This is a genomic window from Mesorhizobium sp. M3A.F.Ca.ET.175.01.1.1, assembly GCF_004791945.1.
GTDB lineage: Bacteria > Pseudomonadota > Alphaproteobacteria > Rhizobiales > Rhizobiaceae > Mesorhizobium.
In genome coordinates, this window is the sequence record NZ_SRTP01000006.1 from 53,640 (window position 1) to 69,350 (window position 15,711).

The 15,711-nt window shown below is 62.3% G+C and carries 14 protein-coding genes; 8 read left to right on the plus strand and 6 right to left on the minus strand.

The annotated features are described in order from the left end of the window. Positions 1 to 55 precede the first annotated feature (55 nt). From EN818_RS16030 to EN818_RS16060, 7 genes are all read left to right on the plus strand, one after another. Positions 56 to 2,368: an EAL domain-containing protein gene (locus EN818_RS16030; RefSeq protein ID WP_135904783.1), complete on the plus strand. Its 2,313-nt coding sequence runs from the start codon at positions 56 to 58 to the stop codon at positions 2,366 to 2,368. Positions 2,369 to 2,526: 158 nt separating this feature from the next. Beyond that, the gene (locus tag EN818_RS16035) at positions 2,527 to 3,294 is read left to right on the plus strand and encodes a hypothetical protein (RefSeq protein ID WP_245420375.1); all 768 of its coding nucleotides are present in this window, start codon (positions 2,527 to 2,529) and stop codon (positions 3,292 to 3,294) included. A gap of 105 nt (positions 3,295 to 3,399) precedes the next feature. After that, positions 3,400 to 3,549 carry a DUF3096 domain-containing protein gene (locus EN818_RS16040; protein WP_095806758.1) on the plus strand — a complete coding sequence of 50 codons (150 nt, stop codon included), beginning with the start codon at positions 3,400 to 3,402 and terminating at the stop codon, positions 3,547 to 3,549. A 160-nt stretch (positions 3,550 to 3,709) separates the two neighbouring features. After that, positions 3,710 to 3,934: an aa3-type cytochrome c oxidase subunit IV gene (locus tag EN818_RS16045; protein ID WP_095806798.1), complete on the plus strand. Its 225-nt coding sequence runs from the start codon at positions 3,710 to 3,712 to the stop codon at positions 3,932 to 3,934. 87 nt (positions 3,935 to 4,021) lie between these two features. Further along, the gene (locus EN818_RS16050) at positions 4,022 to 5,284 is read left to right on the plus strand and encodes a Re/Si-specific NAD(P)(+) transhydrogenase subunit alpha (protein WP_095806757.1); all 1,263 of its coding nucleotides are present in this window, start codon (positions 4,022 to 4,024) and stop codon (positions 5,282 to 5,284) included. Further along, positions 5,284 to 5,706, plus strand: a complete 423-nt coding sequence (locus tag EN818_RS16055; protein WP_095806756.1) for a proton-translocating transhydrogenase family protein — start codon at positions 5,284 to 5,286, stop codon at positions 5,704 to 5,706. Before EN818_RS16050 ends, EN818_RS16055 begins: the two co-directional genes overlap by 1 nt. Position 5,707: 1 nt before the next feature. Further along, the gene (locus EN818_RS16060) at positions 5,708 to 7,105 is read left to right on the plus strand and encodes an NAD(P)(+) transhydrogenase (Re/Si-specific) subunit beta (RefSeq protein WP_095806755.1); all 1,398 of its coding nucleotides are present in this window, start codon (positions 5,708 to 5,710) and stop codon (positions 7,103 to 7,105) included. A 160-nt stretch (positions 7,106 to 7,265) separates the two neighbouring features. Here EN818_RS16060 and EN818_RS16065 read toward each other — a convergent pair whose 3' ends face one another. The 5 genes from EN818_RS16065 to EN818_RS16085 form a co-directional block, all read right to left on the minus strand. After that, on the minus strand, positions 7,266 to 7,865 hold the full coding sequence (locus EN818_RS16065) for a short chain dehydrogenase (protein WP_095806754.1): 600 nt from the start codon (positions 7,863 to 7,865) through the stop codon (positions 7,266 to 7,268). Continuing rightward, a complete protein-coding gene (locus tag EN818_RS16070) occupies positions 7,862 to 8,224 on the minus strand; it encodes a MerR family transcriptional regulator (RefSeq protein ID WP_095806753.1) in 363 nt (120 codons plus the stop codon). Before EN818_RS16070 ends, EN818_RS16065 begins: the two co-directional genes overlap by 4 nt. Before the next feature lie 111 nt (positions 8,225 to 8,335). Then, the gene (locus tag EN818_RS16075) at positions 8,336 to 8,722 is read right to left on the minus strand and encodes a RidA family protein (protein ID WP_095806752.1); all 387 of its coding nucleotides are present in this window, start codon (positions 8,720 to 8,722) and stop codon (positions 8,336 to 8,338) included. Positions 8,723 to 8,809: 87 nt separating this feature from the next. After that, on the minus strand, positions 8,810 to 11,281 hold the full coding sequence (gyrB, locus tag EN818_RS16080) for a DNA topoisomerase (ATP-hydrolyzing) subunit B (RefSeq protein WP_095806751.1): 2,472 nt from the start codon (positions 11,279 to 11,281) through the stop codon (positions 8,810 to 8,812). A gap of 159 nt (positions 11,282 to 11,440) precedes the next feature. Next, positions 11,441 to 12,445, minus strand: a complete 1,005-nt coding sequence (locus EN818_RS16085) for a DUF2235 domain-containing protein (protein ID WP_095806750.1) — start codon at positions 12,443 to 12,445, stop codon at positions 11,441 to 11,443. A 484-nt stretch (positions 12,446 to 12,929) separates the two neighbouring features. Between EN818_RS16085 and EN818_RS16090 the strand changes: the two genes are divergently transcribed. Continuing rightward, positions 12,930 to 14,300 carry a cytochrome P450 gene (locus EN818_RS16090; RefSeq protein WP_095806749.1) on the plus strand — a complete coding sequence of 457 codons (1,371 nt, stop codon included), beginning with the start codon at positions 12,930 to 12,932 and terminating at the stop codon, positions 14,298 to 14,300. Positions 14,301 to 14,347: 47 nt separating this feature from the next. On the opposite strand, the gene EN818_RS16095 is transcribed toward EN818_RS16090, so the two are convergent. Next, on the minus strand, positions 14,348 to 15,331 hold the full coding sequence (locus EN818_RS16095) for a complex I NDUFA9 subunit family protein (RefSeq protein ID WP_095806748.1): 984 nt from the start codon (positions 15,329 to 15,331) through the stop codon (positions 14,348 to 14,350). Positions 15,332 to 15,711: the final 380 nt, after the last annotated feature.

Below are 15,711 nucleotides of genomic sequence, written 5' to 3' on the forward strand. Positions count from 1 at the left end.
ACCTTTCTTAAGGCGGATATGACACTCCTTGGCTCCCAAGGGTTGGGATTCAGGCGTGAATCTGCGAAGAAAAAACGAGATCCCGGTCGACGTCTACATCCCGTTCGTGGAAACCCTGTTTCGCGACGGTCTGACGCTATCTATCGGATTCTTCGCCCAGACCTTGCTGGTCTTCCTGGTTTACTGGAAGACCAAGGAGCCCACCTACATCGCTGTTGCCGCAGGACTGCTGACGGTGGCTTTCCTTCGCCTGCGAAACATCAGCAAATACCGCAATGCGCCCTCGCCGAAGAACTGGGAAGAAGCCCGCCGCCGTGAGAACGACTACATTCTCTACGGTTCGATGCATGGCTTGATGTTGGGTGCCTTCTGTTTTGTTGGCATCTATTTGGCGCATGACAATTTCGCGGAGATCTCCGCCGTCTGCGTGACCCTGGCTTCAGCCACATCGATCGCCGGCCGCAATTATGGCTCTCCCCGCATGGTCATGATCTTCATCATGACGATGACCTGGCCGATTTCGCTGGGCTTCATCCTGCGCGGGGACCCATACCATTTCATTCTTGGTCTCCTATCGGCGCCTTTCTTGTTCGCCATCAAGCGCTTCGCGGACATGGTCCGCGAGGTGCTTTTTGCTGCGCTGTCGGAGGAAAAGAAGGCCAGTCGCATAGCCCAGCGCTTCAATCGCGCGCTCAACACCATGTCGCATGGCCTGGTCATGCTGGGGCCTGACGGACGCGTTGCGGTGGCCAATGCCGAGGCGGCGCATCTGATGTCGCTGAGATCGGCGGATGCCCTGCTGGGGCGATCGATCCATGGCCTGCTGATGCGCGGCGTGGCCGGCGGCATGCTGGCGCCGAAGGACTGCCGCTACATCGAGGCGCAGCTGACGCGCGCTTTGCGCGAAGGGCGCGACCGCAAGGTGCTGGTCTCGCTGGCCAACGGCCAGCACTACGAGTTCTCGGCGCGCGAAGGCAGCCAGGAACTCGGCGTGATCACCTTCGAGGACGTGACGGCCCGTGTCGAGGCGGAGGAAAAGATCCGCTTCATGGCGCGCTATGACAACCTCACCGGCCTGCCGAACCGCGCCTATTTCCACGAGCTGGTCGGCGAGGCGATGGCCTCCGGCGATCGCGACCGGCTCTGCGGCCTCGCCGTGCTCGACCTGGACGACTTCAAGAGCGTCAACGACACGCTTGGCCATCCGGTCGGCGACGGGCTGATCTACGCTGTGGCCGAACGGCTCTCGGCGATCGCAGGATCCGGCATCAATGTCAGCCGCTTTGGCGGCGACGAGTTCATGATCTATTTCGATCGTATCGAGGACGAAAGCCACCTCAACAACCTGCTGGACGAGATTTTCGCCGACCTGCAGGGCGAGGTCGACGTCGCCGGCCACGGCCTGCGCATCCAGGCCAGCGGCGGCGCGGTGCTGTCGACGGTCAGGGACACCGATGTCGACGCCATGATCGTCAAAGCCGACCTTGCCCTCTACAAGGCCAAGGAGCTTGGCAAGAACAGTTGGCGGCTGTTCGAGGCATCGATGGATGCCGCCTTCCGCAATCGCCAGCTGATCAAGGCCGATCTGCGCGCTGCCATTGAAAACAAGGGACTGCGGGTCGTCTACCAGCCCATCGTGGCGATGAGCTCGATGCGCATCGCAAGCTGCGAAGCGCTCTGCCGCTGGGATCACCCCGACCTCGGGCCGATTTCACCCGGCATCTTCATCCCGCTGGCCGAGGAGATGGGCATTATCTCCGAGATAAGTAGCTTCGTGCTCCAGGCGGCCTGCGCGGAATGCGCGAAGTGGCCGGCGCAAACCAGCGTTTCCGTCAACCTCTCGGCCAGGGATTTCCGCAACCGCGACGTCGTGCACAAAGTGCGGGATGCGCTGGTGACCTCGGGCCTTTCGCCCCAGCGCCTCGAGATCGAGGTCACCGAGACGGCGCTGCTCGACGACAAGTCGCTGACAAGACAGTATATCGAGGAGTTGAAGCAGCTGGGCGTGCGCATTGCGCTTGACGACTTCGGCACCGGCTATTCGAGCCTCAGCTATCTGCACAAGCTGCCGCTCGACAAGATCAAGATCGACCGCTCTTTTCTCATCGACGTTACCCAGAACATCCGATCGCTGGAGTTGCTGCGCGGCATCGTCAGTCTGTCGCGGCCGCTCGGCCTCGCGGTGACGGTCGAAGGCGTAGAAACCTTCGAACAACTCAAGATCTTGGCGCTGGAGGTCAAACCGGATTTGGTGCAGGGTTTCCTGTTCGGCTCGGCGCTGAGCGCATCCGGTATCGAGACGATGTCGACCACAGTCTGGCCTTTCGCCAAGGACATCGAGACAGCCGGAAAAGCGGCACGCCGCTAGATTTGCGCCAAAGCGCGGCATTTTATTGCAATTTTACCGAATATTAACCTTAACCCTCGGTAAACGACCTCTGTCTCATTTTCATCTTTACATCCTGCCGCCCTGTCGTAGGGTTGCAACGCGGCGGCAGTTTACGGGGACAGTGCATGGATGCGCAGATGAGTGCGCTTCGCCAACGTGCGAGCGCAAGCGAAGTAGATGCGTCTTACAACACATCGAGTTTCGCCCGTCATGTCGCAACAATCCTGGAGCGGACCGAGTATCGCCGTTGCGACAAGGGCGAAGACCTCGAAGACATATATAGGTTGCGCTACAAATCCTACCGCATGAGCGATATGGTGCCGGAAAATCCCGCCCACATCGTTCATGACGATCTCGACGAAGCAGAGAACTGCTCCAAATTTGGCATCTACATAGACGGAACTTTGGTAAGCACGCTGCGCATTCACCATGCCTGCAGCGCGACGCCGCAATCGCCTTCGACGACGGTCTATGGCGACATATTGCGGCCAATGCTCGCGGCCGGCGCGCATTTCGTCGACCCGAGCCGCTTCGCTGCTGATCCGGACTGGTCGCGCGTATACCCACAAATTCCTTACCTGACGCTCAGACTTGCCGGCATGGCGTGCTTCTATTTCGATGCGCCTTACTGCCTCTCTACCATCCGGCCGGAACATGCCGGATTCTACCGCCGCATCTATTGTTCGGAACAGATCGGCGAGCTCCGAGACTACCCGGGCCTGAATTATCAAGTCGTGCTCTATCGCGCCAATGTCGCGGCCATTCGCGAACGCTCCTTCTCGCGCTTCCCTTTCTTCCGTTCGACGCCGATGGAGCAGCGCATGCTGTTCGACACTCCCAATGCCGGCGAACTCGCGCCACTGACCATCCTGCCGACGGCAAAATACTTCCACGAGGCGGCCTGAGACCTCACGGCTGAGTGATGGCCCCAGCGGAGCTTTCCGGCGCGATCCGCGTTTGGGGGCGGGGCAACTTGCCTTGCAGGCAGCAATCCTCGAAAGGACACCGACATGACCATCCATTCGCTCGCGCTCACGCCGCTGATCTCGCTGATTGCCGGCGTGCTCATCCTGGTGATGCCGCGCCTGCTCAACTACATCGTCGCGCTCTACCTGATCGTCGTCGGCTTGCTCGGGCTTTTCCCGCATCTCGCGGCCTGAAAGACCGAGGAATCGCGGCGCATAACGCCGGTCGCCGTCCTCTCCCCAATTTCAACTTTCGTTTGACGCTGTTGTCGCCTGCTGTGCGGCAATAGCGCCATTGCTCTCCGTTCGGCTTTTCGCTATGTGCCTCGAAGATATCTTCGAAGGGGTACTCCTAATGGCCGAACACACGCCGACCGGTCCTGTCGAACTGGGCGCGAAGATGGACTATGCCGAGCACGACCGCACCTACGCGGCCTTCCTGGCGCTCGCCAAATACGGCTCGCTCGTCTGCGTCGCCCTGCTCGTGGCGATGGCCTTCGGCTTCTTCGTTGGCGGCTTCTTCTCGGCGACCATCCTGTTCATGCTGATCATGGCCGCCGGCGCCTTCATTCTGCGATAGATTTCCAAAGCCCATTGCCAATGACGTCCCGCCGGGAAACCCGGCGCACGCCTTGCGCAAACAGGTTCCAGCCGAAAGGATCATGCGGTGGGACAGACGGTATTCATCCCTCGTGAGGTTGACCCGAACGAGCCGCGCGTCGCGGCTTCGCCTGAGACGGTGAAGCGCCTGGTGGGCCTCGGCTTCGATGTGGTCGTCGAGAAGGGCGCCGGCCTCGGTTCGCGCATCGTCGATCAGGATTTTGCCGCTGTCGGCGGCACGATCGGAACGGCCGCCGACGCCAAGAAGGCCGACGTGGTCCTGAAAGTGCGCCGGCCGACCGACGGCGAGCTGACGGGCTATAAGTCGGGCGCTGCCGTCATCGCCATCATGGATCCCTATGGCAACGATGCGGCGCTTGCCGCGATGGCCAGGGCCGGCATCACCGCCTTTTCCATGGAGTTCATGCCCCGCATCACCCGCGCGCAGGTGATGGACGTGTTGTCCTCGCAGGCCAATCTCGCCGGCTACCAGGCAGTGGTCGATGCGGCCGCCGAATATGACCGCGCGCTGCCGATGATGATGACGGCGGCGGGCACCGTGCCGGCGGCCAAGACCTTCATCATGGGCGTCGGCGTCGCCGGCCTGCAGGCGATCGCCACCGCGCGCCGGCTCGGCGCCGTGGTCACCGCCACCGACGTGCGTCCTGCTGTGAAGGAGCAGGTGCAGTCGCTCGGCGCGAAATTCCTGGCGGTCGAGGACGAGGAGTTCAAGGCGGCCGAGACGGCGGGCGGCTACGCCAAGGAAATGTCGAAGGAATACCAGGCCAAGCAGGCGGCGCTGACCGCCGAGCACATCGCCAAGCAAGACATCGTCATCACCACGGCGCTGATCCCCGGCCGTCCGGCGCCGAAGCTGGTCTCGGCCGCCATGGTCGCCTCGATGAAGCCGGGCTCGGTGATCGTCGACCTTGCGGTGGAGCGCGGCGGCAATGTCGAGGGCGCGGAGGCCGGCAAGGTCGTGACGACAGAAAACGGCGTCAAGATCGTCGGCCATCTCAACGTGCCCGGCCGCGTCGCAGCGTCCGCCTCGCTGCTCTATGCCAAGAACCTCTATGCCTTCCTCGAAACGATGGTCGACAAGGCGACGAAGGAGCTTGCCATCAAGCGCGACGACGAACTGGTCAAGGCGACCATGCTGACCGACGGCGGCAAGGTCGTGCATCCGAACTTCGCCAGGGCGGTCGAGGCGCCGCGCACCGAACCGGCCGCGATCCCGGCCACGACCATCGTCGCCGACGCCTCCGAGAAGCCAGCTGCTAGGAAGACAACGGCGAAGAAGTCTGCCGCCAAGCCAAAAGGGACAGCGTGATGGAACAGCTGCAGAAAGCCCTCGACCAGCTCGATCAGGCCACCGCCGCCGTTCGCCTTGCGGTCCAGGATCTGGCCAACGCCCCCGCCGCCGCGGACGCTGCCGGCGGTGCCGCGCATGCTCTCTCCGGCGGCGTCATCGATCCCTTCGTCTTCCGCTTCGCCATCTTCGTGCTGGCGATCTTCGTCGGCTATTACGTCGTGTGGTCGGTGACGCCGGCGCTGCACACGCCACTGATGGCCGTCACCAACGCCATCTCCTCGGTGATCGTCGTCGGCGCATTGCTTGCCATCGGCATTGCTGCCTCCGGCCTTGCAGCGGGCTTCGGCTTCGTCGCGCTGGTGCTGGTCTCGGTCAACATCTTCGGCGGCTTCCTCGTCACCCAGCGCATGCTCGCCATGTACAAGAAGAAGGATAAGTGACGTGACCGTCAATCTCGCTTCCTTCCTCTATCTGGTCTCCGGCATCCTGTTCATTCTGGCGCTGCGCGGTCTGTCGCATCCGACCACCAGCCGTCAGGGCAATCTCTACGGCATGATCGGCATGGGCATTGCCATCGCCACCACGCTGGCGCTTGCGACCCCATCCGCCGGCCGTTTCGGCCTGATCGTGTTGGGCCTCGCCATCGGCGGCGGCATCGGCGCCGTCACCGCGCGCCGCATCGCCATGACCTCGATGCCGCAGCTGGTCGCAGCCTTCCACTCGCTCGTCGGTTTCGCCGCCGTCATGGTGGCCGCCGCCGCCATCTACGCGCCGGAAAGCTTCGGCATCGGCACCGCAGGCGACATCCATGCGCAGGCGCTTGTCGAGATGAGCCTCGGTGTCGCCATCGGCGCCATCACCTTCACCGGCTCGGTCATCGCCTTCCTGAAGCTCGACGGCCGCATGTCCGGCAAGCCGATCATGATCGGCGGTCGCCACCTCATCAACATCGCGCTCGGCGTCGCCCTGGTGGTGCTGATCGTGCTTTTGGTCACCACCGAATCCAAGCTCATCTTCTGGCTGATCGTCGCCGCCTCGCTGGTGCTCGGCGTGCTCTTGATCATCCCGATCGGCGGCGCCGACATGCCGGTCGTGGTGTCGATGCTGAACTCCTATTCCGGCTGGGCGGCAGCGGCGCTCGGCTTCACGCTCGGCAACCTCGCGCTGATCATCACCGGCGCGCTGGTCGGCTCTTCCGGTGCGATCCTGTCCTACATCATGTGCAAGGGCATGAACCGCTCCTTCATCTCGGTCATCCTGGGCGGCTTCGGCGGCGAGACCGCTGCGGCAGCCGACGACGGCATCGAGCGCACCGTCAAGCAGGGCTCGGCCGACGACGCCGCCTACCTGATGATGAACGCGCAAAAGGTCATCATCGTGCCCGGCTACGGCATGGCGGTCGCCCAGGCACAGCACGCGCTGCGCGAGATGGCCGATAAGCTCAAGGCCAACGGCGTCGAGGTCAAATACGCTATTCACCCGGTCGCCGGCCGCATGCCCGGCCATATGAACGTGCTCTTGGCCGAAGCCAATGTGCCTTATGACGAGGTGTTCGAGCTGGAGGACATCAACTCCGAGTTCGCACAGGCGGACGTTGCCTACGTCATCGGTGCCAACGACGTCACCAACCCGTCCGCGCGCGATGACAAGAGCAGCCCCATCTACGGCATGCCGATCCTCGATGTCGACAAGGCCCGCACCTGCCTGTTCGTCAAGCGCTCGCTCGGCTCCGGCTATGCCGGCATCGATAACACGCTGTTCTACAAGGACGGCACCATGATGCTGCTCGGCGACGCCAAGAAGATGACGGAAGAAATCGTCAAGGCCTTCGATCACTGATCGGCCGCAACCTTCTGCAGAAGGTTGTCGGCCATGCATCAAATTCCAAAGCTCGGCCGATGCCGGGCTTCTTACGTTCCGAGACCGCCGGCGGGATGCGCCAGTCGCGCGCCGAACTCCGCTTTTCACCCCGGCTTGTTGATCATCGGAGCTTCGCCGACTACCCGACGATGATCACCTTGCCGGTGATGGCTCCTTCCACGCTTCTTGCATAGGCAAGCCCCACCCGTTTCGACGAAACCGGCTCATGGCCAGGGAACCATTCGCCATATCTCGGCACGGACACATCAAGAAGTCCGGGGCTTACGGCATTGATGCGCAGACCGCGCGGCATCTCGATCGCCGCGCCGAGGACAAAGGCTCCGAGGGCGCCATTCGCGGTTGCTGCCGCCGTTCCCATGCGAATGGGATCGCGGTCGAGCACTCCGCTTGTCAAAGTGAATGAGCCTCCGTCGCTTACGGCAGCCAACCCTGCCAGCACCAAATTGACCTGTCCCATGACCTTATCGCGCAGGCCCAGCATGAAGGTCTCTTCGGTGTATTCGCCAAGCGCTCCGAAATGGACATTGCCAGCGGTCGAGATGACGGCGTCCACCTGGGCGCATTTGGCGTACATGGCCTCGACCGATGCGCGGTCGGCTATGTCGACCTGAATGTCGCCGCTCGTCCGTCCTGCCTTGATGACCTCGTGCCGGCAGCCCAACTCGCTGCAGACCGCTTTCCCGATATCGCCTCCGGCGCCCACGACGATAATTCTCATGACACTGCCTCTGTCATCTCGTCATACCGTCTGAGCTTGTAGGCAAGCAGCTCGGCACAGCGATCCAACCCAGCACGCCGCATATCCAAGTGCTGAGCGTGGTCGAGAAGAACCGCCTTGCGTTCGGACAGGGTTTCGTCACCCCTCCGATAGAGCTGCGCGAAATATCGCATCCGCTCCATCGGCATTCCCGTCTCGCGCAGCGAGGACAGTAGTATGAGCCAGTCGACATTCTCGGCCGAGAAGTCACGCCTTCCGTCCCGCCTTCGGGCGATCTTTGGAAGCAAGCCCAATTTCTCGTAGTAGCGGATGGTGTCGATAGTCAGCCCGCTCGCAGAAGCCGCCTCAGAGATAAGCATATGTCGCCCATAGCCTGCAGATCTTGCGTCAGGCTACCAAGCTGGAGCAGCTCCAGGTCAAGCGGGAATTTTCACCGCAAACGCCTCGGGCTGAACAGAGCGAGGCGTGCTTCAGTTTCGTTCGGCGACATTTATATGAGCATAGGCAACGATTTCGATACGAGCGCCGGGGATGACGAGCTTGCTCAAAAGAGTCGCGCGCTGCGGATAGGGTTTCGAAAAGTAACGCGCGTAAACCTCGTTCATTCCCGCGAAGTCTTCTGCGTAGGGCATGTAGACGAGGACTTGCACGACATCGTCGAGTGAGCCGCCTGCCGCCTCAACAGCGCTCCGCAGATGATTTAAGGTAATCTCGGTCTGCTTCTTGATGTCGCCGGTTTCGAAGCTGCCATCTGGGTACACCGGCAACAGAGTTGCGTAGAGTATACCATCGGCCAATATGACCCATTCCAAGGGCCGGCCGACATCCGGCAGGCCAATGTCGATAACGCGCTTCATATCGCGGGTCCCAAGCTGGTTCGCCTCCGCCAAAGCGCGTCAGGCTCAACGCATTCAGCCGACACGCTTCGAATGCCTGGATCCTGGTCAGATATCCAGATTGGCCACCGACAGCGCATTGTCCTGGATGAACTCGCGCCGCGGTTCGACCTCGTCGCCCATCAGCCGCGAGAACAGGGAGTCGGCATCGGTGGCGTCGGCGACCTTGACCTGCAGCAGCGAGCGCACATTCGGGTCGAGCGTGGTTTCCCAGAGCTGCTCGGCGTTCATCTCGCCAAGGCCCTTGTAGCGCTGCATGGTCAGGCCCTTGCGGCCGGTCGCGAACACCGCGTTGAGCAGCGCCAGCGGGCCCGAAATGATCTCGGAGAGCTCTTTGCGGCGCAGCACCGGCGGTTCGCTGTAGATCTCGGCCAAGCGCGAGGCATAACGATCGAGCTGGCGCGCATCGGCCGAATTGATCAGCCCGGCGTCGAGCTGCACGTATTCCTTGACGCCCCGCACCATGCGTTCGAACACATAGCCGCCGGCGCCGTCGTTGGAAGTCGACAGATGCCCGGTCCAGCCGCGCTCGGTCTCCTCGGCGATGAGATCAAGCCGCCTGGCAACGCGTTCGGCCATGGCATTGGCGCGCCCCAGATCGGCAAGCACGTCGGCGTTGAGCGCGCCGGCGATCGCCGCCTGCTCGACAACGCTGCGGTTGTAGCGCGTATGCAGCCCGTTGATCAGGTGCCGCACCGCAAGCGCGTCGTCGATGGCGCCCCGCAGGTCCTGTCCGGTCCGCACCTCGCCGGAAGCCAGCGTCAGCGAAGCCTCTTCCAGTCCGGAGTCGATCAGATATTCCTCATAGGCCCCTTCGTCCTTGAGGTATTGCGAGCTCTTGCCCCGCGTCACTTTGTAGAGCGGCGGCTGGGCGATGTAGAGATGGCCGCGCTCGATCAGCTCCGGCATCTGCCGGAAGAAGAAGGTGAGCAGCAGCGTGCGGATGTGGGCGCCGTCGACGTCGGCGTCGGTCATCAGGATGATCTTGTGATAGCGCAGCTTGTCGGCGTTGAACTCGTCCTTGCCGATCGAGGTGCCGAGCGCGGTGATAAGCGTGCCGATCATGTCGGACGACAGCATACGGTCGAAACGGGCGCGCTCGACGTTGAGGATCTTGCCGCGCAGCGGCAGGATGGCCTGGTTCTGGCGCGAGCGTCCGCCCTTGGCCGAGCCGCCGGCCGAATCGCCCTCGACGATGAAGATTTCCGACTTCGCCGGGTCGCGCTCCTGGCAGTCGGCAAGCTTGCCGGGCAGCGAGGTGACGCCGAGCGTGCTCTTGCGGGTTATGTCGCGCGCCTTGCGCGCGGCCTCGCGCGCCGCGGCCGCCTGAATCACCTTCTCGACCACCACCTTGCCCTCGGCCGGATGCTCTTCCAGCCAAGTGCCGAGCGCCTCGTTGACCAGGCTTTCGACGACCGGACGAACCTCGGACGAGACCAGCTTGTCCTTGGTCTGTGAGGAAAACTTCGGGTCGGGAACTTTCACCGACAGCACCGCGGTCAAGCCTTCGCGGCAGTCGTCGCCGGTCAGTGAGACCTTTTCCTTCTTGGTCTGGCCGGAAGACTCGCCATAGCCAGTGATCTGCCGCGTCAGCGCCGCGCGGAAGCCGGCCAGATGCGTGCCGCCGTCGCGCTGCGGGATGTTGTTGGTGAACGCCAGCACATTCTCGTGGTAGCTGTCGTTCCACCACATCGCCACCTCGACGGTGATCCCGTCGCGCTCGGCACGGATCGCGATCGGCTTGTCGATCAGCGGCTTCTTCACGCGGTCGAGATATTTGACGAATTCCTCGAGGCCGCCGTCATAATGCAGCTCGTGGCGCACGAGGTCGGCATGGCGGGCGTCGCTCAGCACGATGCGCACGCCGGAATTGAGGAAGGCGAGTTCGCGCAGCCGATGCTCCAGCGTGCTGTAGTCGAACTCGATCATGCTGAAGGTGTCGGCCGACGGGAAGAAGGTGATCTCGCTGCCGCTGCGGCCCTCATAGGTGCCGGGCCGCCTTTCCTGCTCGTAGCTACCCGTCACCTTCAGCGGTGCATCGGCGTTGCCGTGCGTGAAGCCCATCTCGAAGATCTCGCCGTTGCGGCGGATCTTGAGCTTCAGCCAGGCCGAGAGCGCATTGACCACCGAAACGCCGACGCCGTGCAAGCCGCCCGAGACCTTGTAGGAGTTCTGGTCGAATTTGCCGCCGGCGTGCAGTTGCGTCATGATGACTTCGGCTGCCGAGACGCCCTCGCTGGGATGGATATCGGTGGGAATCCCGCGGCCATTGTCGATAACGGTCACTGAACCGTCGGGGTTGAGCGTCACCGAAACGAGATCGGCGTGGCCGGCCAGCGCCTCGTCGATGGCGTTGTCCACCACCTCATAGACCATGTGGTGCAGGCCCGATCCGTCGTCCGTGTCGCCGATATACATGCCCGGGCGCTTCCGGACGGCATCCAACCCCTTCAAAACCTTGATGGAATCGGCGCCGTACTCGGCTTCCGCGCCGCTGGCGCCTTCGGTCTGGTCGCTCATGAAAACCTGTCTGATTGATGCTGCTGGCTCGGCGCAGAAAAATGACCCCGAATCGCGCCGTTTTGATGTCCTAGATATAGGCGCAAATGGCGGGTTTTCCAAGGTTTGCGGGCATTTTGACGGCTTGGCGAGCAGCCTCTCCCGGACCTTGTCGCAACATCACGCGGTACTGCTGCGAAGGAGTCCCTTTGACTCTAACCACCTCCGGCCCGGGACCGTAAGAAAGACGTCGAACATTTCCGTACCACAGCGAGGACAATCGACGAGTTCTGAAAATGGTGGGCCGACGGTCGGGCCCAAACCTGACCTTTCGTATTTGAGGCCCAATCTTGTTGTCAAATAGTCGGAACAAACCGGCTTTTCATCGGGGTCAGCACTGCATATCACGCCAAGAGCGTGCCCATACTTATGAAGATGACCACAGCCTATGTTGTCAAATTCCAAGCCCATTCCGTAAGCCTCCCGCAACATCCACCAAAGGCTCACGCTCGCCAAGCCCCCAGCTACATTAGCCCCTCCCCCGACATCGCTGTGGTAACCAGGAAACCAGACCTGCCCAAAGGTCTCTTGGTTGCCCGTATTTTCGAATAGTATCGGCCTAAACGACCAGCGCCTCTCGTGGATAGCCATTGCGTGGCGAAAATGCTTGATTCCGGGCTCCAGCTGGGGCCGATTAAGATGACTAGAGCCGTCTTTTAGTACATATATCTGATTGCCTGGCACACAATCAAACAGGCCGAGAAAATATACCTCGGCACGTGGGAGGGTACATGGCTTTGCCACGGAGACCCGCCATTTCCTAAATTCTTCTTCGATGTTGCCTTGCCATCCTTTCAGGCCATGTCTGACGATCATTCCAGCAAGATGCCGCGCGGCGAACGCACCCCTACTAAAGCCAAAGATGTAAATCTTGTCGCCGTCTTCATGGTTACCTGCCACCCATTTCCATGCCTCTCTGGCGGTTTGAAAGACACCCTTTCCGGTAGCCCCAAACACCCACCTTCCGAGAGTCCCTGCATGCTCGCCCACGCCATGGAAATAGTTCTTTGCTTGATCTCTTTTTGACAGAGACTGGTATATCGCATCGATGTTTGTGCCACTGCCGCTTTGGCTTGCTGCATTATTCCATGTGCCATCGATACACACGATAATTCTCTTACCCATGAATCCTCCCAAGTCAGGAATGAGTTCTAGGTTAATCCAGTTTTTGTTTATCTAGAAGACATCCAATAGTAGTTTTTGCGCCCCACACCAACTTGGACACAGATAGTCGACCCCCGAGTGGTTGAGGCGCAACCGACGGCCATGATTGCACAACTGTGTATCACCGGATAAGAGACATTCTGTCTGAAGGTAGAGATACATCGATGTCCGATGACACCATCAGCAGTCTAATCGAAATTGCCGCTGGTATCGTCGCCGCTCTACGTCCAGAAGAATCCAGTGCCAGTGACTGGGCTGCCCCGATCTGATTTACCATCGAGTTGGGAGATTCCGACTGACGCGGCGGCAATAGAAGCTGCGGTCGAGAAGCATGACAACGATCCTACCGCTCCTGCCAACCTATTGCGCTCGGCGCCCTTGCGGTTCGGTCACATGGACGGCCGCCTTGCAGCGCACTACATTCGCGGTGCCAGCGGAGCATGCCATGGACACCAAACCTGTCCCCTTCGTGCCGCCCGCGCCGAGGCCGCGCACCTCGCCGCCCTCGACGCTGGAGATGATGCGCATCGTTTACCGCAACCCGCTCGAGCTGTGGGGCGAGCCGACCTACAACGAGCCCTGGATCTCGGTGACTGGCATCGGCGGGCCGCTGGTCATCGCCAACCATCCCGGCCTCATCCGGCACGTGCTGGTCGACAATGCCAGGAATTACAAGATGGCGACGGTGCGCCAGATGATCCTGCGCCCGATCCTGCGTGACGGGTTGCTGACCGCAGAGGGGGAGGTGTGGAAGCGTTCGCGCAAGGCGATGGCGCCGGTCTTCACGCCCCGCCACATCTTCGGCTTTGCCGAGCCGATGCTGAAACGCACGGTGGAGTTCGTCAGCCGCTACGAGGCCGGCGGCACGTTCGACATCGCCCATGACATGACGCTGCTGACCTTCGACATCCTGGCCGAGACGCTGTTTTCCGGCGAGATTGCCGGCGAGCCAGGCAGCTTCGCCAAGGAGATCGACCGGCTGTTCGAGACCATGGGCCGGGTCGACCCGCTCGACCTTTTGCGCGCGCCGGAGTGGCTGCCGCGTCTCACCCGCATCCGCGGCCGCAAGACCATGACCTATTTCCGCAACATCGTCGCCAGCACGGTCAGGATGCGTGAAGAGCGCATGCGGCGCGATCCCGACGGCGTGCCGCAGGATTTCCTGACGCTCCTGCTGAGAGCCGAGGGGCCGGACGGGCTGACGCGCGCGGAAGTCGAGGACAACATCATCACCTTCATCGGCGCGGGCCACGAGACCACGGCGCGCGCGCTCGGCTGGACGCTCTATTGCCTCGCCGAGGCGCTCTGGGAGCGCGACAGGGTCGAGCGCGAGATCGACGCGGTGTTGGCAAGGGAGCCCGATCCGACGAAATGGCTGGACGCCATGCCATTCACCCGTGCCGCCTTCGAGGAGGCGCTGCGGCTCTATCCGCCGGCCCCCTCGATCAACCGCGAGCCGATCGAGCCGGAGACCTGGAACGGCCTCACCATCCCGAAATACGCCGCCGTGCTGGTGATGCCCTGGGTCGTGCACCGCCACCGCAAGCTATGGGACAGGCCGGACGCCTTCATGCCGGAGCGCTTCCATCCGGACAACCGCGACCGAATCGACCGCTTCCAGTATCTGCCGTTCGGCGCCGGCCCGCGTGTCTGCATCGGCGCCAGCTTCGCCATGCAGGAGGCGATCATTGCGTTGGCGATCCTGTTGTCGCGCTTCCGCTTCGACGTCACATCCGAAACCCGGCCCTGGCCGGTGCAGAAGCTGACCACGCAGCCGCAGGGTGGCCTGCCGATGCTGGTTTCGCGCCGCGCCTGAGCCGAGCAATTCCAGGAAAAACGTGAAGCGGTATTCCGTCTCCGGAATTACCGGTCGGCTATCGGCTTGCGCTGCTGGAACTGGCCGGCCGCACGGAAGCGCCAGAGATAGCTGGGCAGGATCGCTGCAATCGACTGCGATTGGATCCCGAGGCCGCCGAGCGTCCTGTTCGCCTTGGCGGCGGATTCGGAAACGACATTGTGCTCGCGCAGCTGCAGCACCTGGTCCTTGGTCAAGAGCGGGTTGGGAAGCAGGCCGAGGATCGAGGCCTGGATGTTCGCCATCCACCACGGCACCGGCACCAGCATCCGCCGGCGCTCGATTACGCTCAGCATCTCCTCCATGCATTGCTTGAAGGTCAGCACCTGCGGCCCGCCAAGCTCGTAGATCTGGCCGCCCTTGACCTTGCCCTCGACCGAGCGCGCCACTGCCTCGGCGACATCGCCGACATAGACCGGCTGGAACCTGGTCTGTCCGCCGCCGATCAGCGGCAGCACCGGCGAGTAGCGCGCCATGTTGGCGAAGCGGTTGAAGAAGCTGTCCTCCGGCCCGAAATTGATCGACGGCCGGAAGATCACCGCATCTTCGACCGTTTCCAGCACGGCCTTCTCGCCGAGCGCCTTGGTGCGTGCGTAGCTCGACGGCGAGTTTGCGTCTGCGCCGAGCGCCGAGATATGGGTGAGGCCGGCGCCGACCGAGCGTGCGGCTTCCGCCACGGCGCGCGCGCCGAAATCATGCACGGTGTTGAACTTCTGCCGGCCGGTCTCATGCAGAATGGCGACCAGATTGATCACATGATCGGCGCCCTGCACGGCACGGTCGACCGACCAGCGCACGCGCACATTGGCCTGCACCGGCTGGATCTGGCCGACATTGCCGAGCGGCTGCAGGTGCCCGGCAAGGTCTGGCCGCCGGCAGGCGACGCGGATGCGATAGCCGCGCTTGGCCAGCGCGCGCACCACATGGCGGCCGACAAAGCCCGAGCCGCCAAACACGACGATCAGCTTCGGGGTCTGCAGGATTTCGGTCATGGCTGGCTCCGCGCAAAAGCTTGGCTGAAGCCGCTTCTTAGTCGGTTTCGCGTCAAAGGCAAAGAGCGACCGGGGGTCACCGCGGCTTTGTTTTTGTCCGTGCCCGGAAGGCGGTTTGCCGCCTGCTATGAGGAAAACAGAAAACCCCGCCGCAGCGGGGTTTTCCGGGCAACGCTCGCGCCGAAACAGGACCAACGAGGCGGCCTGACCTGAGACGGCATCAAGGCGGCGTGAAGCAAGCACGCCCGCCCGCGGCCCTGGACGCCCGGCGCGGCGCCACCAACCGCAAGCCGCAACCCACGCCCACCCCGTGCGGCTCGCGTTGTGAGGTGCCGAAAATGGGTCGCAATGGGACAGGAAAAGGTTCAGCGGCTGCGCGA